The sequence below is a fragment of the Spirobacillus cienkowskii genome, assembly GCF_037081835.1.
GTDB classification, from domain to species: Bacteria; Bdellovibrionota_B; Oligoflexia; order Silvanigrellales; family Silvanigrellaceae; genus Silvanigrella; species Silvanigrella cienkowskii.
Genome location: NZ_CP146516.1, coordinates 665,088 through 687,543, shown reverse-complemented (window position 1 = coordinate 687,543; position 22,456 = coordinate 665,088). Strand labels below are relative to the sequence as shown.

The 22,456-nt window shown below is 32.1% G+C and carries 23 protein-coding genes and 2 tRNA genes; 14 read left to right on the top strand and 11 right to left on the bottom strand.

Features of this window, described 5'->3' with window-relative positions; translation table 11 throughout:
* Nucleotides 1-34: 34 nt before the first annotated feature.
* The 4 genes from Spiro2_RS03015 (at nt 35) to Spiro2_RS03000 (ending at nt 4,383) form a co-directional block, all read left to right on the top strand.
* Nucleotides 35-931, top strand: coding sequence for a hypothetical protein (locus tag Spiro2_RS03015; RefSeq protein ID WP_338636922.1), 897 nt, complete (start codon nt 35-37; stop codon nt 929-931).
* Between the two features lie 61 nt (nt 932-992).
* Nucleotides 993-1,949, top strand: coding sequence for a hypothetical protein (locus Spiro2_RS03010; protein WP_338636921.1), 957 nt, complete (start codon nt 993-995; stop codon nt 1,947-1,949).
* Nucleotides 1,950-2,497: 548 nt separating this feature from the next.
* Entirely contained in the window at nt 2,498-3,379 is an 882-nt protein-coding gene (locus tag Spiro2_RS03005; protein ID WP_338636920.1) for a hypothetical protein, read from the top strand.
* Between the two features lie 80 nt (nt 3,380-3,459).
* Complete coding sequence (locus Spiro2_RS03000) at nt 3,460-4,383, top strand: hypothetical protein (RefSeq protein WP_338636918.1); 924 nt, start codon at nt 3,460-3,462, stop codon at nt 4,381-4,383.
* Between the two features lie 4 nt (nt 4,384-4,387).
* Here Spiro2_RS03000 and Spiro2_RS02995 read toward each other — a convergent pair whose 3' ends face one another.
* The 4 genes from Spiro2_RS02995 to htpX all read right to left on the bottom strand — a co-directional run bounded on the left by Spiro2_RS02995 (nt 4,388) and on the right by htpX (nt 9,152).
* Entirely contained in the window at nt 4,388-5,932 is a 1,545-nt protein-coding gene (locus Spiro2_RS02995; RefSeq protein ID WP_338636917.1) for an MFS transporter, read from the bottom strand.
* 115 nt (nt 5,933-6,047) lie between these two features.
* Nucleotides 6,048-6,884, bottom strand: a complete 837-nt coding sequence (locus Spiro2_RS02990; protein WP_338636916.1) for a nitrilase-related carbon-nitrogen hydrolase — start codon at nt 6,882-6,884, stop codon at nt 6,048-6,050.
* Nucleotides 6,885-6,987: 103 nt separating this feature from the next.
* Nucleotides 6,988-8,136 (bottom strand): hypothetical protein, encoded by a 1,149-nt coding sequence (locus Spiro2_RS02985; protein ID WP_338636915.1) that lies wholly within the window; start codon nt 8,134-8,136, stop codon nt 6,988-6,990.
* A 116-nt stretch (nt 8,137-8,252) separates the two neighbouring features.
* Nucleotides 8,253-9,152 carry a protease HtpX gene (gene htpX, locus Spiro2_RS02980; protein ID WP_338636914.1) on the bottom strand — a complete coding sequence of 300 codons (900 nt, stop codon included), beginning with the start codon at nt 9,150-9,152 and terminating at the stop codon, nt 8,253-8,255.
* 117 nt (nt 9,153-9,269) lie between these two features.
* Between htpX and panB the strand changes: the two genes are divergently transcribed.
* Together panB and Spiro2_RS02970 are read left to right on the top strand one after the other, a co-directional pair.
* Nucleotides 9,270-10,091, top strand: coding sequence for a 3-methyl-2-oxobutanoate hydroxymethyltransferase (gene panB / locus Spiro2_RS02975; RefSeq protein WP_338636913.1), 822 nt, complete (start codon nt 9,270-9,272; stop codon nt 10,089-10,091).
* Nucleotides 10,092-10,099: 8 nt separating this feature from the next.
* Nucleotides 10,100-10,372 carry a (2Fe-2S)-binding protein gene (locus Spiro2_RS02970; protein ID WP_338636912.1) on the top strand — a complete coding sequence of 91 codons (273 nt, stop codon included), beginning with the start codon at nt 10,100-10,102 and terminating at the stop codon, nt 10,370-10,372.
* 62 nt (nt 10,373-10,434) lie between these two features.
* Here Spiro2_RS02970 and Spiro2_RS02965 read toward each other — a convergent pair.
* A tRNA-Trp gene (locus tag Spiro2_RS02965) sits at nt 10,435-10,510 on the bottom strand.
* Nucleotides 10,511-10,610: 100 nt separating this feature from the next.
* Between Spiro2_RS02965 and dut the strand changes: the two genes are divergently transcribed.
* The 6 genes from dut (at nt 10,611) to Spiro2_RS02935 (ending at nt 14,592) form a co-directional block, all read left to right on the top strand.
* Nucleotides 10,611-11,066 carry a dUTP diphosphatase gene (dut, locus tag Spiro2_RS02960; RefSeq protein ID WP_338636911.1) on the top strand — a complete coding sequence of 152 codons (456 nt, stop codon included), beginning with the start codon at nt 10,611-10,613 and terminating at the stop codon, nt 11,064-11,066.
* Between the two features lie 245 nt (nt 11,067-11,311).
* Entirely contained in the window at nt 11,312-11,509 is a 198-nt protein-coding gene (locus tag Spiro2_RS02955; protein WP_338636910.1) for a hypothetical protein, read from the top strand.
* Between the two features lie 15 nt (nt 11,510-11,524).
* Nucleotides 11,525-12,013 carry a type II 3-dehydroquinate dehydratase gene (locus Spiro2_RS02950; protein ID WP_338636909.1) on the top strand — a complete coding sequence of 163 codons (489 nt, stop codon included), beginning with the start codon at nt 11,525-11,527 and terminating at the stop codon, nt 12,011-12,013.
* A complete protein-coding gene (locus tag Spiro2_RS02945) occupies nt 12,006-12,932 on the top strand; it encodes a hypothetical protein (RefSeq protein WP_338636908.1) in 927 nt (308 codons plus the stop codon). The genes Spiro2_RS02950 and Spiro2_RS02945 overlap by 8 nt, the downstream gene beginning before the upstream one ends.
* Entirely contained in the window at nt 12,929-14,011 is a 1,083-nt protein-coding gene (locus tag Spiro2_RS02940; protein WP_338636907.1) for a type I phosphomannose isomerase catalytic subunit, read from the top strand. The genes Spiro2_RS02945 and Spiro2_RS02940 overlap by 4 nt, the downstream gene beginning before the upstream one ends.
* On the top strand, nt 14,011-14,592 hold the full coding sequence (locus tag Spiro2_RS02935; protein WP_338636906.1) for a hypothetical protein: 582 nt from the start codon (nt 14,011-14,013) through the stop codon (nt 14,590-14,592). Before Spiro2_RS02940 ends, Spiro2_RS02935 begins: the two co-directional genes overlap by 1 nt.
* A 25-nt stretch (nt 14,593-14,617) precedes the next feature.
* On the opposite strand, the gene Spiro2_RS02930 is transcribed toward Spiro2_RS02935, so the two are convergent.
* From Spiro2_RS02930 to Spiro2_RS02915, 4 genes are all read right to left on the bottom strand, one after another.
* Nucleotides 14,618-16,087 carry an ABC transporter substrate-binding protein gene (locus Spiro2_RS02930; protein ID WP_338636905.1) on the bottom strand — a complete coding sequence of 490 codons (1,470 nt, stop codon included), beginning with the start codon at nt 16,085-16,087 and terminating at the stop codon, nt 14,618-14,620.
* A 98-nt stretch (nt 16,088-16,185) separates the two neighbouring features.
* The gene (locus Spiro2_RS02925) at nt 16,186-17,115 is read right to left on the bottom strand and encodes a TIGR00282 family metallophosphoesterase (RefSeq protein WP_338636904.1); all 930 of its coding nucleotides are present in this window, start codon (nt 17,113-17,115) and stop codon (nt 16,186-16,188) included.
* Nucleotides 17,105-18,715, bottom strand: coding sequence for a ribonuclease Y (rny, locus tag Spiro2_RS02920; protein ID WP_338636902.1), 1,611 nt, complete (start codon nt 18,713-18,715; stop codon nt 17,105-17,107). Before rny ends, Spiro2_RS02925 begins: the two co-directional genes overlap by 11 nt.
* Nucleotides 18,716-18,873: 158 nt before the next feature.
* Nucleotides 18,874-18,956 (bottom strand) — tRNA-Leu (locus Spiro2_RS02915).
* A gap of 343 nt (nt 18,957-19,299) precedes the next feature.
* Between Spiro2_RS02915 and Spiro2_RS02910 the strand changes: the two genes are divergently transcribed.
* Nucleotides 19,300-19,812, top strand: a complete 513-nt coding sequence (locus Spiro2_RS02910; protein ID WP_338636901.1) for a hypothetical protein — start codon at nt 19,300-19,302, stop codon at nt 19,810-19,812.
* Between the two features lie 20 nt (nt 19,813-19,832).
* Here the strand turns inward: Spiro2_RS02910 and Spiro2_RS02905 are convergent, their stop codons facing one another.
* On the bottom strand, nt 19,833-20,351 hold the full coding sequence (locus tag Spiro2_RS02905; RefSeq protein WP_338636900.1) for an HAD family hydrolase: 519 nt from the start codon (nt 20,349-20,351) through the stop codon (nt 19,833-19,835).
* Nucleotides 20,352-20,367: 16 nt separating this feature from the next.
* The gene (locus Spiro2_RS02900; protein WP_338636899.1) at nt 20,368-21,336 is read right to left on the bottom strand and encodes an AAA family ATPase; all 969 of its coding nucleotides are present in this window, start codon (nt 21,334-21,336) and stop codon (nt 20,368-20,370) included.
* Nucleotides 21,337-21,431: 95 nt separating this feature from the next.
* Between Spiro2_RS02900 and Spiro2_RS02895 the strand changes: the two genes are divergently transcribed.
* Nucleotides 21,432-22,451, top strand: coding sequence for an NAD(P)H-dependent glycerol-3-phosphate dehydrogenase (locus tag Spiro2_RS02895; RefSeq protein WP_338636897.1), 1,020 nt, complete (start codon nt 21,432-21,434; stop codon nt 22,449-22,451).
* The last annotated feature ends 5 nt before the right edge of the window (nt 22,452-22,456 follow it).

Below are 22,456 nucleotides of genomic sequence, written 5' to 3'. Positions count from 1 at the left end.
ATACAAATAAAACAATAATATTAAGGGTTTGTAAATGAAGACTTTAGAAAAATCGTTACTTTTTATATGTTCTACAGCTTTAACAATTATTTCTTGTAAAAATACAAATAATAACAATAACTTATTAAAGTTTCGTGAAATTAATTTCGACTTAAAATCAAGCATCCCAAATAGTGATAACTATACAGTTAACCTAGACGTTACCTGTCAATCAGATCCTGTGTTTCAAGAAACTCAACAGATTAGCCAAGCAAACAAAACTTTTAAAATTGCTGAAAATTCAAACTGTGCTGTTACAATTAATTCCATTGAATACGGATTAGCCCCTAATATTATTAACTTAATACCAAAAGATACCAGCACTAGCTTAACTTTTCATTACAACACGAACAATTCTTCAACAGAAATTGTTACTTCTCATGCGGTTAATTTTATTAACAGTACCAGTAATACTAATTATGCCATGATTAAGAATTCATCGAGTTCTATTCAGTTAATACTTACAGATTCTTTAAAAGAAACCAATGAAATATCCTCTAACACAATTACACAAAATATAATTCCCTCACCAGAAATGAATTTGTTTAATATTCCTGCACCTGATTTGGTGAACTTTACTCTTGAAAGAAAAATCTTAAAAAGAAATGACAACACAATTGCCGCTCAAACAGTAACTCTTAAAGGTCCCGAAAACCTTAACTTAGCTAGTATTTGTAAAGTTGTCTCTGCTACAGAATGGGAAGGCAAAGTGCATAATTGGGCTGAGACCAATGCTTTATTTAACTCATCAAAAAAAAGTTGCCCTGTACCAAATGTATCTAATAACTGGAGTGATTTTAAAGTTGACGATCAATATTTAATTATGAGTAACACCATAAACAACTTTGAAGTAAATTCTTATAGAGTTTATAAAATTAACAAAGTTAATTAACATTTAATTTAATACTGAGAGTATTTTTTATATTCTCGGTATTAATAATTGAGATTTTGTAATGATAATTAAATTTATAAATTTTTTAATATTTTATTTTATTACTTTTATAACAATTATTTCTTGCAAAAAAGATCCATTTTATAATAATAAATTACAAATTGAATTTCAAATTCAAAGCTTTTCGCAAACAACCCATTCTGATCCATTAGAAAAAATCAATGTGCATGATATTGAAGTGACTTTAAAATGCTTTGACAATAACTCTAAAAATAAAAAAATTGTTTTTGAATATAGACAAGTAATAGATAATAATATTTTATGGATACCTAGTGATTACAATAAAGGTATATGTCAATTAGAGATTGAAAAATTTTATATTGACAACCAAGAACTTAATATTTATAATGAAGAAAAAAGCAATAAAAAAATTATTACTTTTAATGATAAAAAAAGCTTAGAAAGTTCTAGAGTTTATAAATCTAAGCATTTATCAAAACAAGTCACAGGCAAAGCGACTTTTAATAAATCAACAAACAAAGCATTTATTAGTTTATATTTTCTTGAAAGAAAACATAGTAATGATTTAAATAACTTAAATATTGAGTTTAATTATTTTGAATTTTCAACCATCTCTGAAAATATTATTAGAATTGAAATTAAAAATAATAATTCTAAAGAATTAAAAAACAATGAAAATAAAGATGTAATATTAACATTTACTAACCCAGAGCTACAATACGATAAAAGTAAAATGGGAATATCCAATGGGAATCCTACGTTAGAAAGCGACAAACATTTTTTTCATAATTTACCCAAATGCGAACACGATAACGAAAAAATCAACAATCATAATCCTAATGGCATTTACTATACCAAAACACTTGCGCCAAATCATGCTTGTGCCTTAGTTTATAAAAGAAAAATTCCTTTAGAATTTATCCAAAAATTTGAGTTAAATAATCAAAAGTTTTCTTTAAAATATCAACCAAGCACAGGTCTTACTTTTGAAGATTAAATTTAAAAAAACATTAAGGGGGAGTGTAATCAAATCCCCCACCAAAATAACCATGCTTCTTTCATTTACATCGGATATTCAATCATTTGGGAAAAACTGAGTACACTCCCTAATTATCCCGCAATTTTTAAGAATAATTTTTGCCAAATAGCCTACTTTGACCAACGCTTAAATTTACTAAATACAGCTGAATGGGAGACAAATTTTGTTGGAAAAACATTCCATTGAGCTTCTATTCCTAACTTCCAAAATACGGCTCATCCATAAATACCTTTAATCTACTTAAAAAGTGAATTATAAATCCTTTTAACTTTGGCGCTAGCATTAACAATAATCGATTTGTTATGAACTTTCTCAGCATATGTCACTCTTTTGTGAGATCTAGTAACCAAACTTTTACGGGAAACATACAAAAAATAAAATCTTATTCAATACTTGAGCACACTCCTATAAAAATTTGACAAAAATTTTTATAGGTAATAAATAACTCTTGTTATTTTACTCAACTGACAATAAGTCAAAGTAATTTTTAAAGTTATGAGGTTACAATGAAATCTTTAAGTTTATTTTTATTCGCAGCAGGCGCTTCGGCTTTGTTTGCTGTTTCATGCAAAAATTCTAGTGACGATAAATTGCTTAATTTAAAAACAGTAACTTTTAGTTTCAGCGGGGAGCCCATTCCAAATGATTATGAATTTGTTGGTGATGTTAAATGTACCATAGACTCCTCTGGAGCAAACCATACCGAACCCTTCACTATTACTAATACTGACTCCAAAGCAAAATATGTCGAAAACTCTAATACTTGTACTCTTAAAATTAATAGCATTAGAATTAATACTGAAGATTATACACCAGAAACATCAGTGGGTGGAGTTCAATATCAATTTTCAAGTGTGTCTAATCAATTACAAACATCTTCCCACACTAAGTCTGAAGCAGTTAAATATATTAATAGTAATAGTAAGGCACATAAATTCTTTAATCTTACATTAAAAGAAAATATATTTACCATAGTAATGACCGATTATAACCAAGGCACTGATATTACCTCTACAAGTAAAACAATAAAAGCGAAAGAGACTAATAACTTTAATTATAATTCAATCCCACTTCCAAAAAATCCTATATTCTCAATTGATAAAACTACAATAACACAGGACACTGAACCTACTACAAGATTTACTTATAAACTTAGTGCAAAAAATCCAGAAAAATACCATAAAAATAGCTGTAAAATGGTTACTAATGCAACTCTTGACACCAGACAAGAAGTACTAAACGCATATAACAGCGGCGACGCTATCGCTTGCCCTGACTTAGATATAGTAACAACCCTAACAGGAGCGCAATTTCCAACATATATAATCTTAGGCTCAAAAGCTCCTGATAATACAGATGACTCGTTTACAACTTACAAAATAAACTAATAATTTCATATTTTATATTTTAACACAATGGAAGCAGTTTTTGTTTCCATTGTTTTTTATTACAAGAAAGATTTCAGGTTATGCTTTTAAAATTTAAATGTGACAATTTTTTTCAATTTTTTATTTTGGCTAGCTTAGGTTTATTAACCTCTTGTAAACCAGATCCTTTTTTTGAAAATAAAATTATTGGCGAGGTGAATTTTTTATCCACCTCAAGTGGTAATGAACTTGAAGTTGTTGATGCAAAATTAATATGTAAAGATAAAAAAACAAATAAATATTTATTTTTACCTATTCCATTTCAATTAACAAATGAAAACAAACAAATTTGGATACCAAATAATTATGAAAATATGAATTGCAAACTAGAAATTGACTCATTTATTTATAACAATAAAAAATATACCCCACCCCAAAATAAAGATAAAAAATCTATTCCTATCAACAGCACTCAGGGTAAAACAAACACTCACGTTTATGAAACAAAAGATAAAACAAAGTCAGTACACTTTACAGGAAGCATTATATATAACACATCCAATCATAAATTTGATGTTAATTTTAATATTAGTCGAAAATCAGAAGCTAAATTTGACAAAATTAAATATCTAAATATAGATTTTTCTAAGAAACATAAGGATGATAAATATTTTTATATCATAAAATTAATAAATAACAGTACCGATCAGGAGTTAATATTTTCCAAACCAATAACTTCAAATCTTGATTTTTTACCACCATTAAACCCTTCTGTATCAGAATTTTTTACTGATCTAGAAGAAAAACTAGAACAATGTTATAATAAAAATAATACAATTCATACTAAACAAATATCATTTAAAGGTAATAATAATAATAAAAAAACCACCTTCTGCGTTTTAGTAGCAACAAGTGACAACGACATTGAATTTGATGTAGATATAGAAATTAAAAATTTTAAAAAACCATTCTCCTTACAATACAATCCAAGCACCGGACTTAATTTTTTGGTAAATAAAAAATAAATGCTCAACTATCTATCTTATTATCCTTCGTTTCTTTAATAAATATTACACCAATAATTAAACTCATAATTGCTATGGCAATTGGATAGTAAAGTCCTGCATAAATATTACCTGTATAAAGTACCAATGCAGTTGCAATTAATGGTAAAAATCCACCAAACCATCCATTTCCAATATGATACGGAAACGACATAGATGTATAGCGAATACGAGTTGGAAATAATTCAACCAAAAATGCCGCAATTGGGCCATAAACCATGGTTACAAAAAGTACCAATACAGTTAATAAAATTATGACCATAACGTAATTAATTGCATCATTATCTGCTACCAGTGGATATCCTGCTATGGCAACTTCTTTGTCTAACGTTCTAGAGTCTAAAGAATTCACTTGATAATCACCAATAAAAACAGTTAAGAAATCTTTTTTTTCTGGCTCAACATTTAATTGATAATTGTATCCTTTTTTAGAAAAATATTCTTTAATTTCTTTGCATAAACTCTTGCATTGATTGGTTGTAATAACTATTGGAGCTTCGTTTTGCGCTCTAATTAAAGCTGGATTTCCATAATAAGCTATACCTTTAAAAATTGGAATATAAAGCAAAGCCGATAACAAAAATCCTGTTAAGATAACTTTTTTTCTGCCAATGCGATCGGATAGTTTACCAAATAATATAAAAAATGGAGTTGCAATCACAAGAGCGATGGCAATCATGATATAAGAATTTTGAAAATCAATTTTTAACGTGTTTTGTAAAAAATACAAAGCATAAAATTGTCCTGTATACCAAATAACTCCTTGTCCAGCGGTTGCCCCAAACAATGCCAATAAAATTAATTTTAAATTTTTAGGTTTTGTAAAACTTTCTTTTAAAGGAGATTTTGAAGTTTTACCCATTTTTTTCATTTTTAAGAAAATTGGAGATTCACTTAATTTCAGGCGAATATAAACAGAAATAATTAATAAAATGATAGAAATTAAAAAAGGAATTCTCCAACCCCAAAATTTAAAATCTTCTTCTGTAAGCATCACTCTGCAGCATAAAATGACAACAAGAGACAGTAAAAATCCCCCTGTCGCTGTTGTTTGAATCCAACTGGTGTTCAAACCACGCCTTTCATTAGGCGAGTGCTCGGCAACATAAACTGCAGCGCCTCCGTATTCTCCGCCTAATGCTAAGCCTTGCGTTAGTCGCAATAAAGTGAGAAGGATAGGCGCAAAAATACCTATTTGCTCGTAAGTTGGTAACAATCCCACAAGAGCAGTCGATAAACCCATTACAATTATTGTTATTAAAAAAGTATATTTTCGCCCTACAATATCACCAATTCTACCAAACACAATGGCACCAAAAGGTCTGACAGCAAACCCTGCACCAAAGGTCGCTAAGCTTGCTAAAAAGGAGGCTGTTTCATTTCCTGTCGGAAAAAACAAAGTTCCAAAAAAAACAGCTAAAGTACCATACAGATAAAAGTCATACCATTCAAAAACAGTCCCTAATGATGCAGCAATAATTACTTTTTTTTCAGAATTTTTGTTTGTCACAAATCCTCCTAATAGCAAATAACAATTTTTATTTTACAATAAAAATTTCTAGGAAAAATTTGCACTGCCATATTTATGATATTAAAGAATAAATTTTTAATTCTAAAAATTGGTTTTATCCAAATATTTTTCTATCTTGCAAAGCAGGGAGGCGTGTCCTTGATAATTCTATAGTCTCTTTTGTAATTTCGCAGCTTAAAATTCCGCACTCTTCTTCTAAACGAGCCACAATATTTCCCCAAGGATCAACGACCATACTATGTCCGTAGTTACGTTTTTGCTGGTTGTAAAAATATCCTGTTTGATTGCAGGCAACCACATAGCATTGATTTTCAATTGCTCGTGCTCTTAATAAAATTTCCCAATGCTCTTTTCCTGTTTGCCAAGTAAAAGCTGCTGGCACAAAAATAATATCAAAATTATTCGTAAATTTTTCCGCCTGAGATCGAACAATTTCTGGAAATCTCAAATCGTAACAAATAATGTTTAACGCATTCCATTCTTGATTATTTTTAGTTTTCATGAAATAAGGTATTGGAGAACTCCCAAACTCAAACGTATCACTTTCACAATATAAAGACTTACCCTCTTTATCTTTTAAATTAAATAAATGCTGTTTTCTATAAACATTAATAATTTCCCCTTCAGGATTATAGGTGACTGAAGTATTGTAAACCTTATTTTCATTATTTTGTATTTTTTCAGAATGACTTCCGGCAATTAAATAAATATTTAATTGTTTTGCAACTGCTTGAACTTCTGCAAAAACGCCTTCGTTAATTTGATCTTTAGTTTTTTTTCTATCAAGTTCGTTTCCCATAAATGTAAACATTTCTGGAAGCACGACAATTTCTGATCCCAATTTTGCAGCTTCAAATATATAATTTATAATTACCTTTAAATTTTCTCTGACATTTTCTTGGGGATTAACTTGAATACAGGATATGAGCATATTAACCTCCGGTTAGAACTGTTAATAACTCATAATATCTTATTTTAAAAAATTCTATAAAAAATTAAATTTAAAATTTCTTGATATAAAAAAATTAAGCCAATCAATTTAACCATCCAACAACCAACCTTACAAAAGCACTTTGATTTGGGTTCTCTTTATATTTATTTCCCATTTCTTCTGTAAAGACCCCTCCCTCAACTCGAATCACTTTTGTTCCCAAGTATCCTCCATAAACCCAATATCCTTGATTTATCCCAGTTTGCACACCAAACATATCCAATAACGAATACTCTAAGCCAATGTGAGAGCGTTTTAAGAATATTTGTTTTTGAGTATTGAGAACATCAACAACATCGACAGATAAAGAAATTTTGTTTCGAGTTGTTCCAATAGACGACACAAAACCAACATCTAAAGTTGTAGGTTCAGCAGCAGGCGCCCCTTTATTAGAATCTGCAACCCATCTGTAGGTCATTCCTATGTTTCGATACGCAATCCCTAATTGCGTTCCCGTGTTTTTTTCAAGTAAAAACATCATCCCAATATCTGCGCCAATCCCTGCCCCTTTTCGTTGGTTTGTACTTTTTAAAGAGTCTAAAATATTATTAGAACCAGAATAGTCGGGTGAAGAAGAATCAATTTTAAACTTAATTTGATCTTTTTGAAGATATTTTCCATTTAATCCAATAAATATTCTATCATTTAATAAAGGTTGCGCTAACGTTAAATGCGCACCGTAGCGGACATTCGTATCAACCTGGGAAAAGCCCGATGGAATACTCAAATCGGTATAATTGTAGTAATTTGCACTTCCTCTTGCAAATGCCCCAATGGCAACTTTTCTAAATATCACTCCAGAATAATTTTGAATTGCAGCGCTATAAGATTTGTTTTGATTTTGCGAAAGAACCTGTAAAACACTAGAACCACTTTGTCCTGTTATACTATTTTTTAATTCCATAATATTTGTACTGGCTTCAGCCTGAGGACTGGCAACGATGATTTCATTTAAGATCCCTTTGCCTTGCGCAATTCCTGCAGGATTGTAAAATATTGCATCAAACCCTTTTGCATCAGCAATTCCTGTGTCCCCTTTGCCTAAAAAATTGGCCGATCGATATTCTCTTTGAATTGCTTCAGCAAATATTGAGTGTTCTATTAATAATGATGGTATTAAAGCAATTATAAAAGAAGCTAAATTTAATTTTTTCTTATAAGCATAAAGGATTTTTTTAAGCAATCCATCCATGGATTTTTTCCTCTATTTTTAATTTTCACCATGTTTTTAAAAAATCGGAAAAGAAAAAAGGAACTTAAAGAATTTAAGTTCCTGTACAATCAAAATTTAGACGTTGCTCTTAATGCTTAAAGAATTTGAGTATTTTGCTTTAATGCTTGAATACGTTGTTCAAGCGGTGGGTGAGTTGAAAATAAACTCAAGAAACCTGCTTTATTAGAAATTTTAAAGGCAGCAATGGATTGAGGAGCAGAGTCTTGCTCGGCAATTGGCGTAGCATAGACACGCTGTAATGCCGCAAGGGCAGCAACCATACTTGATTTTCCAGCAAGTTGTGCGCCTCCTTGATCGGCACGAAATTCTCTTTTGCGCGAAAACCAAGCAATTGCAATCATACCTAAAATGCTAAATAAAATTTCGAGCACAATAACCACAGCCATATTAACAAATGGTCTGATGTCTTCTTTTACAAACTGCGTTGCCGCATATGCTACAATACGTGCAAAGAACATGACAAACGCATTCACCACACCTTGTACTAACGTCATGGTCACCATGTCGCCGTTTGCAATATGGGCGATCTCATGCGCCAACACACCCTCAACCTCATGTTTATCCATACGATCAAGCAAGCCACTTGATACCGCAACCAACGAACGGCTTTTAGAAGGCCCTGTCGCAAATGCGTTGAGATCTGGACTTTGATAAATTCCAACTTCTGGAGTTTTTGGTAAACCAGCTTTTTGAGCCAAATTTGCAACACGATTATAAAGTTCACGCTCTTGTGCAGTGCAACTTTGCGGATTAATAGGTTTGATACCCATTGTAAACTTAGCAATCCAACGAGAAATCGCCAAGCTAATAAATGCACCACCAAAACCCCAAATCAAACAAAAGAATAAAAGACTTTGGTAATTGATACCACGCGCTGTCATGTAATGATTAACACCCAACAACGACGTCACAACAGTGATAGTAACCATTACTAAGATATTGACTAATAAAAACAAGAATATTCGCTTTGCCATTATGACAACTCCTCTACATTTACAGACAAGTTCAATTATACTACATAAAATAGGGTTATTAAACAGTTTCGGTTTTTAATTTGTTCTTTTAACTTAAAATAAAAAGGCAACTTGCTTATGATTTACTCTAATTCACAATCGCAGCATGTCAAACGCAAAAAAGTTCGAATTCAAGACTTTTTTGAAAAGAAAAGTGCAGGGAAAAAAGTTACTTCAATCACCTGTTATGATGCCACTTTTGCAAAAATCATCGAAGCAACTGACATTGATTTTGTACTGGTAGGCGATAGTTTGGGTAACGTAATACAAGGAAAAAACTCTACCATTCCTGTCACATTAGAAGAAATTGCCTATCACGTTCGCGCTGTTCGCCAATCGTTAAAAACTCCATTACTCGTTGCTGACATGCCCTTTTTGACTGCAGGGGTGAGTCGCCAAGAAACAATTCATCATGCAGGACTGCTTATGCAAGCCGGTGCCGAAGCTGTCAAAATAGAAGGCGCAACCCCAGAAATTTGCGACCAAATTCAATTTTTAACCGCACATGGCGTGCCCGTTATGGGGCATATTGGTCTTACACCCCAAAGTGTCCATACGTTAGGAGGTTATCGGATTCAGGGCAAAACCGAGCATGATAAACAACGACTGTTGCAAGAAGCAAAACGCCTTGAAGACTGTGGTTGTTTTGCAATAGTCTTAGAATTGACTGTAGCCGAAGTTGCAAAAGAGGTGAGCCAAACCTTAACAGTTCCCACAATTGGTATAGGAAGTGGCAATTATTGCGACGGCAACATTCTTGTGCTTTATGATATGTTGGGCTTAAATCAACAGTTCAAGCCAAAATTTTTAAAACATTATTTAAACCTAGAAGAAAATATTCAAACCGCCATAAACGAATACTGTAAAGAAGTGATTGATTACACAAGTGAAAATGAGTGATTAGTTGTATGAACCAAAAAAAATTAACTCTTGCAGAAATTAAAGCGCGACTCAAGGTTGTCTGTATTTGCAAAGGTATTAAACAAAGTCGAATTTGTGAGGCAATTGAAAATGGCGCACAAACCGTTGAGCAGGTAAACCAAAAAACAGGTAGCGGACGAGGGGGGTGCAATGCAACCCGTTGCGGCCCTGTTATTAAGAAACTACTCGAAAACAAGGGAAAACCATTAGAAAACCCACATAACACAACGATTGAAGATGACGAAGATGATAACTTCTAACTTAACTTTGCTTGAACAAAATATAAAATTTTCTTTTTATGAAAAACAGATTAAGAAAGAATTGGCAGGCCAGGAGGGACTCGAACCCCCAACAAGCTGATTTGGAATCAGCCGCTCTACCATTGGAGCTACTGACCTACACACGTTAATTTCGTTATCAGTTGAAATCTGCAAGGTCAAGTTTTTGATCCAAAACATTTGTATTTTTACACCACCTAACTAAAAAGGCAGCAGCATTATGTTAAAAATACGCCATACAGGAACAGGAAGCATTTTTTATGCAACGCAACAATCAGCGGGATTTGATATCTGTGCCAATGAAGCAATTGATATCCCCTCCCAAGAGTGGCGATTGATTAAAACAGGTTTGTACATTGTCGAATCCTTACCAACAAACACAGTTATATTTGGAAACGAAAAATTTTACGCTGTACCCGAAATTCAAATCCGTCCACGCAGCGGATTAGCACTCAAGCATGGAATTACAGTACTCAATTCTCCAAGCACGATTGACGCCGATTACCGCGGCGAAATTATGGTGACCTTAATCAATCACTCTAAAAGTACTTTTCATATTCAAGCTGGGGATCGCATTGCACAAGGCATTTGTAGTTTAGCAATTCAACTACCAGGACTTAGCATAAAAGATGTTGAGCGCGGAGAGGGCGGTTTTGGTTCGAGCGGAAAAAATTAAGTAACAAAGTTTATTTAAAAAAAATTGATTAATTATTTGTCAATAGTTAATGTTAACTATAATAAGGATAATGCTAAATTTTAAGTAAACCATTTGCCATGTTAATTAATCAATTTTGTCAACAGATTAAATTGTAGTTAACTTTTTTCATCTTTAAGAAAAGCGGGCAAATTTCGCATTGTATACACAGTTTGATAGTTCTTGTTATTCTTACTAAATGGTAACAATAACGCAAAGGAAATATTATGACTACAGAAAGTCACTCATCTGTTTACGAAAAAATTAAATTCTTTCAAAGAGTCAACTCTTTAAAAGAATTTTTAAGTACAGAGAAGAATTCTAGTAATTATAAAAACACAAGAATTCAAAAAATAGAAACATTAACTTTAATTTTAGATAAAATTGAGCAAAAAATAAAAGAAAATAAAAAATTTATATCTTAAATACAGGTAATTTTAATGCAAAAAGTTTTTATAATTAACGGACCAAATATAGGTATTCTTGGCAAAAGACAAAACAATATTTATGGAAATAAAACTCTTAACGACATAGAAGATAATTTAAAAATTATTGCTACAAAAAATGACATAGAAATTATACATTTACAAAAAAATAGTGAAGGTGAAATTGTTTCTATATTAAATGAAATTTATATAAGTTATTGCGACAACTCAAAATCAGAAAACTTAAAAAGAAATTTAATTGGTATTATTATAAACCCTGCAGCATATACACATACAAGCATTGCAATTCGAGACGCCTTAGAAGTATTTAATGAAACTAAAGTTCCTATCATTGAGGTTCACTTAAGTAATATTTTTTCTCGCGAAACATTCCGTCATAAGTCTTATATTAGCCCCATTGCAACAGGTGTTATTTCAGGATTAGGATCGTATGGATATGAAGCCGCTCTTTTTAAAATCATAGAAATGGGTAAAAATGCTTGAGCATTTGCTAAAGTTAATATCGTTTGAAAAATTAATAGATTCTTTTAAAAATCAAAATTTATTTGAAGATTTTAATCTTTATCATGAGACTTATGCTTTACGCCAGGCAAAAGTTGCAAAAACTTCTGATTCAGATATTTTAAAATTTATATTACCTCCAGAAATTTCAAAAAAAATGTTTGGATTAGGAAATTTAAATTTATTAGCGTTTATTTTTGCATTAAGACACAAAATACTTTTTTTAAATAGTATGTTTCATCTATCCTCCATCAAGCATAAAAATAGTCCTTTATTTCAACAAACTAAAGATGAATTTTGTGTTGTATTTGGTGAAGAGTTTTTTGAGCAATATTGTTTAAATCATAACATGCTTGGCTCAAATTATTGGGGCGAAGCAAAGCAATTACCGATTTTTGGATTTTCGGCAATTGGTTGTCACTTTGCCATGCGTGATGTTTCATTGTGTAGAGCGTTTGACGCATACCACATACCGTATTGTAAAAATGTGACCACAGATGTTTTTTGTGAACAACATAAACACGAAAAGTTTTGGCATGAAACAATATCTATTGAAGCTTCTATTCAAACAAAAATGTCTCAATTTTATGCGAACACAAACAACTTTTCTCAATTTGATGAAGAAAGTCTCAAACAATTGATCAATAATTTCTTTCACTATTTTGAAAGTAGTTTTAAATTTAGCGCTCCAGAACTACGGGATACTGAAAAAATTAAAGACATGTTAAAATTCTATAGCTTTTCTTCGCTCGAGGAAATAAAACAAGATGGTGGCAACGAATTGCGGCGACGCTTTCTTGAAATGGCAAAAAACCATCATCCAGATATTGGTGGTTCTCAAGAACTATTTCGAGAGGCTCGAGAACATTACGAATACTTAAAAGAGATTATTCCAAAATGAGTTATTTTTTTTTAAAAACAGATTCTTTTAATTTTGTACCAATAAATAAAACTCCATGGGGTGGTAGCAAAATTGCAGAAATCAAAAAAAAATATTTTCCACATTTTTTAAATAAAATTCCAGCTAAAATTGGTGAAAGCTGGGAAGTTTCTACAGATATTCATTATCCTTCAAAAATTATTTCTGATAATAAAGAACTTAACAATAAAACTTTAATCGAAGTTTTAAAAAATAACAACGCACAAAAAATACTCGGCGAATCTATTTTTAATAAATATGGTGCACATTGTCCTCTTTTATTAAAATGGTTAAATGCTTCAGATTTTTTGTCTGTGCAGCTTCATCCAAATAATAATAATCCAGCTTTAAAACCAGAAGAGTGCGGTAAACCCGAAAGCTGGTTAGTTTTAGATATAGAACAAGATGGTTTTGTTTACTTAGGCTTTAAAGAGCATTTAACACAAAGTGAAATTACAGAATTTTTGTTAAATGACGAGCCAGAAAAATGTTTATACCGATACGAACCCAAAGTTTTTGATTACATATCTGTCCCTCCTGGTTGTGTCCATGCAATTGGCAAAGGCGTTTTTGTTGCCGAACCTCAGTATGTATTACCGCAAAAGTCAGGAAAAACCTGGAGAATTTCTGATTGGAAAAGGCTTTATAATAAACATGGACAAAAAAGCGAAACTGGAAAGCCTAGAGAACTTCATGTCAAAGAGTCAATCAATTCGATTGATTGGAGTTTGCCTAGAGGCAAAGATCTCGAAAAATTATTAATAAAAAATATGGCCGAAAACACAGTATTTTATGGTGACACATATAATCCTTTTGCTATTAGTGTTTTTAATGAAATAGGCACTTTTTGTTATAAACCTTTATTTAAAAATACTTTTTCTATTATTACTGTATGGTCTGGTGAAATTATCATGAAGCACAATAACAAAACATCTACACTTAAAGGAGGAGAAAGCGGATTAATAGTATCTAACATAGACAATATTCATTTAACATTAAAAAGTAAAAATTCTGATTTGCCTAAAGCCGCTTTTTTTTCATTAAACAGTGAGGTTATTTAATGGCTTTTATTAATGAAGCAACAGGTGATATTCATTTTAAAATATTGTATATTGGATGCCAAAACTCTGGTAAAACAACAAATCTTCAATCTATCTTTTTAGAAAAAAATAAAAAGCCTAAAGAAAAAACTAATTTTTCAGTTTTAAAAGATTTACCTCGAAACAATTTTTTTGATTTTTTACCTTTAAGCTATAAAACAATTGCAAACAGAAAATCTCGAATGCATTTGTACACATTGCCTTCAAACCAGCTATGGCAAAGTGTTAATATTAACCTCATGCTTGGTGTAGATGGAATAATACATATTATTGATAGCCGTATGCGTTATTTAGAAAAATACAATGCTCAATCTCAAAATCTAAAAAATTTAATGAATTCTCTGCAAATTGATGAAAATAAAATTTCTACAGTTTATCAATTTAATCACTCTGATTCATACGATGCTCTGCCATTTTTAACACTTAAAGAAACTTTTAACTTACCAGAAGAAGATTGTATTAAGGCCGTAGCAGTAGAAGGAATAGGTGTTATGGAAACATTTTTAAAACTAGCAGATAAAATTGTTTCTAAAATTGTATAATAAATTTTAATTGATACTATTTTTACTAGTTTATTTTTTGCTTTTTATTTAATTCAACATGAAATAAATAAAATGTTGCACCACCAAATTGATCACCAACATTTTTTATTTTATTAGCTTTATAATATGCTGTAGTAGGCACATTAAATAATGGAATAACTATTTTATATTCATGAAAATAATTTGAAATTAACTTTAATCTTTCGTTTAATAAATTTCTATTATTTGAATCTTTTGTTTCTTCAATTAAAGCACCTAACTCAGGATCAGAGGGGTATCTGTCGGCAGCTGGACCACCTTTTCGGTACTTAGAAAACGAAACAAGCGGATCAATAAAATCTGCTCCTTGGGAACACAAATACATTGGAGAATCTTTAAATTCATTATTAAATGGATTCCACAAATTTGTAGTTTTAACAAATTCTACTTTAAATCCAGCCAAACTTAACTGATCTTTTATTATATTTAAATACTCCTCACCTAAATAAATATCTGGAGTATATGGAACTTTAAATATTGTATTATTATAATTTTCTCCTAAAACTTTTTTAAATAATTTTTTAGCTTCATTTATATTATGCAGTTCTCCTACATTAATTCTCCCAATTCCACCTATAGGAATAGTTTCATATAAAGGTTGTGTTTTAGGAACTGTTGCTTTAGAAATTTTAGATTGCGATAATGCAAAAGAAACAGCTTTTCTAAAATCTAGATCTTTTCCTAAACTAGAAGAAAAATTAAAATTTAAAAGCCTAATATAAAACGAAGCAAACATTGTTTCTTTTTTATATTTTTTACTCACTGCGGCTTCTTTATCTTTTAAAGTCAAATCTGGTTCATAAATATAATTACTTTCAAATAATATTTTTTTAGGAGCATTCGGATATTCTTTTTCTTTATCTAATTTTAAATGATAAATTCCTGTTTTAGCATCAAAACTTTTAACTTTATAAGGCCCGCTTCCAATTGGCCATGTTTTCCATGTTAACAAATCATTTTGTAATTCTTCTTGCGGAACCAGCGCATAATCTGCCAGTGCAAAAGTATAAAGAAAGTTTGGATTATACTTAGCAGGTTTTAAAATTATTGTTTTATCGTCTAATATTTGTATACCCTCAATAACACCCGATTGATAAGGTTGGCCTCGCTGTATTTTTTCTGTTCCTAAAAGATTAGACATAAAAGTTGAAGCAATATTAGCTTCTTTAGTAAAAAAAAATCTTAAAATGCTAAATTCAAAATCTTTTGCAGTTACCTTTCTCCCGTTCTGAAAATATAAGTTATCTTTTAATATTAATTTATAATGTTGATGTTTAAAATCCCAACTATATTTATCTATTGCTGATGGTTTTAATTCTGCATTTTTATCAATGTAAAATAAAAGACCAAGAACTGCTGGATTGAAACTTCCTCTGCAGTTAGCTGGAGCAGCATAACTCCAAAGCGGAGCTACTTTACTTTCACAATAAAATACAATTGTTTCGCTATCTAACATGTTAACTCCAATATATCTAGCACATCAAGAAATAGAAAATTCTGATTCTTGATACATATACTTTTTAAAAATTAATTAACATGTTTTATTAAAAAAATTCAAACTTTTAGAATACTTGACACCATCCAGTGTTTCTCATCAAGGTTTCGGCATTGTAACCGATGGCATGCAATAGACGTGTTTAATGATGGACAAACTTCTACTAAAAAAGCACAAAACCAAAGTTCTTTGTCAGCAACTTCGTAAGGCAAACGTAAGCTAGGATTAATATATCTTGAAATGACTCGTTCCTTATTCATTCCAATAACACTATCGTATGCTCCTGTCATACCAACATCTGTAATAAATGCCGTTCCTTTATTGGTTAAGCGTTCATCAGATGTGGGAGTATGGGTATGAGTTCCTATTTGAGCAGCCAATATTCCATCATAATACCAAGCAATAGCCTGTTTTTCTGAACTCGCTTCAGCATGAATATCTGCAATCACAATATGCGAACCCGACTTTACCTTATCAATAAAATTTTCTTTTTCTTTTTGCAAAATTAAAAAAGGATCTTTGTATTCTTCTTTCATAGCAAAATTGCCCATTAAATTAATAACACTAATACTTTTATTACGGTCAGAAATATAAAAAGAGGGAACAGTTTCTACATCGCTGAGTCCATTTAAATTTTGCGGCAAAACCAAATCATTATTATTTTTACGAATAACATGCACTTCTGCTTTGTCTTTCCAATGGTTTCCCATTGTAAAAACATCAACACCTGCCAACTTCATTTCTTCGTAAATTTTTAATGTAATTCCAAATCCACCTGCTAAATTTTCTGCGTTCATAGTTACAAAATCTATTTGTGCAGTTCTTTTAAGTTGCGGCAAAATTGTTTTGGTAATTTTTCTTCCACCTCTTCCTAACACATCACCAATCATTAAAATTTTAATGCTTTGGTGTTTTGGCTTCAAAAGATTTTGTAAGTTGGAATAAAAAAGATCGTCTTTAAAATACTGAAAGGCAATTTTATTTTGCAAGATAAGTCGCTCTCTGTTCTCGTACCATAGTAACTTTAATATTAGTCGATTGATGCAGATCCCCGCGAAGCTTTTTGGCAACTGTTTTTGCTAAAAGCGTGACCGCTTCGTCATCCATAACTGTTGGTGATACCATAGCTCTCACCTCTCTACCAGATTTAATAACATAAGCTTGCTCGACTCCATCAAACTTTTCTACGGTTGTTTCCATATCTTTAAGTCTATCAATTGCCTTTTCTAAAAATTCTTTACGAGCACCAGGTCTAAAATTACTTAATGTGTTGGCGGTTTGAACCACAACAGTAATTAAGCTCGAACCATGCAAATTTTCATGATGATGTTTTAAAGCAGCCTCTACAACTTCTGGAGCTTCACCATATTTTTGCAAAAACATCGCGCCAACATGAGCGTGGTGACCTTCAGTTTCTTCATCAAGACTTTTGCCAATGTCGTGAAGTAAAGCCGCCCTTTTAGCCATACGCACATTGAGCTCTAGTTCAGAAGCAAGAATACCGGCAATTTGCGCTGTCTCAATAGAATGCTGCAATACCGACTGCCCTCCCGTTGTCATGTACTTTAACTTTCCTAATGCCTGTATTACCTCTGGATGCAATCCGGTAATGCCGCAGTCAAACGAAGAACGTTCTCCTGCTTCACGGATCATTTGATCAAATTCTGCACGAGTTTTTTGCACAACTTCTTCAATACGGGCAGGATGAATGCGACCATCTGCAACCAAACGTTCTATTGCCGTTTTGGCTATTTCTCTTCGAACAGGATTGAAACACGAAATAATAACTGCTTCTGGGGTATCATCAATAATCAAATCAACTCCGGTCGCTTGTTCTATTGTACGAATATTGCGCCCTTCCCGACCAATTATCCGCCCCTTCATATCATCTGTAGGCAAGCTAATTACCGAGACAGTGGCATCAGTCACAAACTCATTTGCGATACGTTGAATGGATGTTGCAATAATATTGCGTGCACGCTCCTCGGCGACCTTATGTGCTTCATCTTCAGCAAGTCTAATTTCAGCACTCGCTGTTTTACGCACTTCAACCTCAATTGCTTTTTTAAGTTGCTCGCGTGCTTCGTCTTGCGAGAGTCTTGCAACTGTTTCTAATTTAGACTTACTTTCTTCAAGGGTTTCTTCTGCTTTTTTTAAAGTACTTTGGACTTTGTGTTGTTCTAGCTCAAGATTTTCAAGCTTTTGTTTAAGCTCTTTTTCTTTTACATCAAGTGATTGTGCTTTTTTTTCGATTGTTTCTTCGCGCTTTTGAATTCGGGCTTCGATCTTTTTTATTTCTAAATTTTTTTCTCTCTGAATGCGTTCAAAGTCCCGACCTTCATTGATTGCAACCTCCTTTGCCTCTCGTAATGCCTTTTTAACCAATTCTTCTGCTTGCTGCCTGGCTTCTGAAAGCCTTTTTTCAGCTTCTGCATGTTTAATCTTTAATTCTTGAGCTAGCGCGCGCATATTCATCGTATGCACAGCTAAAAACGCAAGAGCTGCCACAGCCACTCCAATAGCTATGATCAAAACATATTCCCAAGCACCCATTTTAAAATAACTCCAAAAAACTTGTATTGTTGACATGCCTTAGTAAATCCTTTCAAGGACATACAAAGCATTTTACAATTTCAGACCTTAGAACATCGTATAGATTTTTACCAGTAATAGATATGCTGTGAAATAGGTCTTAAGTGTAAAAACAAAAAAAGGCTGTCAAGTTTAGTTGACAGCCTTTTTTAAATTGGTGCGGATGGGCGGACTCGAACCGCCAAGCTTGCGCACACGCCCCTCAAACGTGCGTGTCTACCAATTTCACCACATCCGCAGTGAGGGCGTTACTACATTATGAAGAAAAAAAGATCAACCTTTTCTCACCTAAAAGTAAAAAAAGGGAATAGCGGTTTTTTGTTTTACTCTAAGAGAGACCTGCAATCTAAAACAAACAACATATCATCATAAATAAAAAAACACTAATTTTATTGTAATATATTTAAATAATTTATATAATTTAAATTATATCATATTTATCAATTATATTTTCTAAATCACAAATGATTATAAAATTGGTTATGGTTTTTTTAGATAATTGACTTTTTCGCTTTCTAGGTCAACTTTCATAATGTTTTTTTTACACATAAACGTTTCGTTTTAGTTAGAAAGGTAATCTTATGAAAATAAAAAAAGTTCTCCTTGCGTGTTCCTTGCTGTTTTATCTAACAGCAGCCAATGGTAATAATTATAAGGCAATAATTAGTGAGTCATTTAGATATTGCCAAGAAAAAAATGGAAATAATTATCAAAAAATAGTTGAGTTTGGTGAAGTTCAAATTACTCCAGAAGAATTATTATTAAAATGTGCTAAAAGTTACACTGAAAAAATAATTTTTGATAAAAGTTACGAAGGACATTCTGATGATTATATTTACTCAACTGTAAAGCAAAAAATCGAAAGATTAACCGTATTATTACAACAAACAGTTAATAAAAAAAACCACTCAGAAATAGAACAAGCAGAATTAGAGGAACAATTAAAATGCTATAGATTTCAAAATTTCATGCTAATTTTTCATCACCATTTAAAAGTTAAAAATAATCATTTTTTAACAGATCAAAATTTCAATAGAACATTAATTAAAACTCATACATTTTTAATTAATGGATGTGGAAGAAGTTATTTTTAAAAAAATTGTAATTTCTAAAATTAGAGAATAATTTTTTGCGATATATATTCTAACACATCATTTAAATTTTCGAACACAGGATGTTTTAACTGATCTGCTTCTGCAAAAGAAACATGACCTCTTCTTACCCAGATTCCATTCAATCCTGCAGACTGTGCACCTAAGGCGTCGTCATATAAAGAATCTCCTACATGAATTGCATACTGCGGTAAGACCCCTACCTTATTGCATGCATAAAGAAAAACTTCAGGATTTGGTTTGGTTTTCATAATAGAATCTGCACTGACCACAACATCAAAAAACGTATCAATTTTTAATGCCTTAAGCATAGGGTTTATTCGATTTCCCCAACTTGTAATCACGCCTGTTTTTAAATTATGATTATTGATTTTTCTCTGTTTTACTGCATTCAAAATATGAGACGTATCTGGAAGCAATTGGACACCAAGCGCATTAAACGAAGAACTACCTAATAAAGTGCCTGAGGCGTCTAAAAATAACGCATATTTTTGCTCTTCTTGTTCTGTTTTAATATTCATTTATTTTTTATCTTTTTTATAAAATTGTTTCTTGAATAATTTGATTTACAATACTGGTTGTTGTTCTTTTTTCAGACAAAGAACGAAAATTTTGAATACAACGGTGCCTAAGTACTGCTGGCGCAACCTCACTGACATCTTCAAATATCACTTCATGACGCCCACGAATTAATGCTAATGCTTTACTCGCAATTAATAATGCCTGAGTTGCTCTAGGACTTGCACCAAACTCCAAGTATTCTTTGGCAACAGAGAGTTTAGAGTCTTGAGGACGGGTATTGCGAACAATCCGCACAATTCCATGCAATAATTCTTCTGAAATTAAAATTTTTTCGACCACAGCTCGAGCATTTAGCACCCACTGAGCCTCTGGCTGCGCAGTAAGATCCGTGCGATTTTTTGATAATACTGCAACTTTCACTTCAGCCTCAAAGTCTGGATAAGGCATCTCAATATTTAGCAAAAATCTATCAAGCTGTGCTTCAGGCAAAGGAAATGTGCCCTCGTTTTCAATAGGGTTTTGTGTTGCAAATACTAAAAATGGAAATGGCAATTGCCTCGTCACTCCTCCCAAACTCACTTGACGTTCTTGCATCGCTTCTAATAACGCCGATTGTGTTCTTGGCGAGGCTCTATTTATTTCGTCTGCTAAAATAAAAGGTGAAAAAATTGGTCCAGGAACAAATGCGAGTTTTTTTAAATTTGGATCTTTTTGATCAAATTGTATGGTTTCACCACCCAAAATATCAAAAGGTGTGAGGTCTGGAGTAAACTGAATCCGCTTATAGTTACAACCGAGTGATGATGCTAGGTTTCGCACCAAAGTTGTTTTAGCAACGCCTGGAGCCCCTGTGAGCAACGCATGCTCATTGCAAATTACAGAAATTACAGCCAACTCAATCACATCATCTTGACCAAAAATTTTTTGCTCCAAATGCTCAACAAGCATTTTTGCAGCATGAGTCGCTTTTTCAAAATCACTCATTTTTACAAACCTCTCTTTATCAAGAAAACTTCTTCACTTCCTAATAGATTAAAGGTAATTGATATTTGGAAGGAAGCTTAAAGGAGTAATCTGCAATGACCTCAACACCAAAAGAAAAAATTTTAATTATAGGATCTGGAGCTTTTGGAACTGCTATTGCAACATGCATTCATAGCTCTAGTAATCCTGTTACAATTCTTTCAAGAAACAACAACAACTTTGCATCCTTACAAAAACATAATACGCTGAAAAATTGTGAAATGGAAACATTTGAAAATTTTAAATCAAGCTTTAGTGATTATAGTCTTATTATTCTTGCTATACCATGTCAAAGTATCAGAAGTGTGAACGAATGGATGATTGAACACACAAAAAAACAGACTTCTAAAAAGAAAAAATTTTTAAATAAAATAAAAATTATTTCCGCCGCAAAAGGGATTGAACAAAATACACTATTGCTACCATCGCAAATTTTACAAAATTTTTGGCAAAATTCTGCAAGCATAGGAGCATTAAGTGGTCCTAGTTTTGCTACAGAAATGCTCGAAGGAAAACCAACGTGCGTTGTTGTCGCTTCTCAATGCCAAGAACTGCTTTCTATTACTTCAAAAATATTACACAAACCTTATTTTAGAGTTTATGATTCTAAAGATGTTATTGGTATTGAAATAGCTGGCGCACTTAAAAACGTGATTGCAATGGTCGCCGGTGCTGTCGATGGCCTTAATTTAGGAAGCAATGCAAGAGCGGCTGTTATGACTCGAGGACTTGCAGAAATTGTTCGTATTGGCACAAAACTAGGCGCAGATCCCATTACATTTCTTGGATTAAGTGGGGTTGGCGATTTGATTTTAACCTGTACAGGAAATCTTTCTAGAAATCGTCAATTTGGTTTTAGAATATCTCAAGGAGAAAATAGCGAATCCATAATGAAATCAATGAACCAAGTGATTGAAGGCTATACAACTGCAAATAGCGCATATTCATTATGTAAAAAATATGATATTGAAGCATCAATAATCAAAACAGCGTATAGTGTATTGTATGAAAAAAAGCCCATCCAAGATGCAGTTACAGACTTAATTGCAAGACAGCAAAAAAGCGAATTTAAATAACTTAA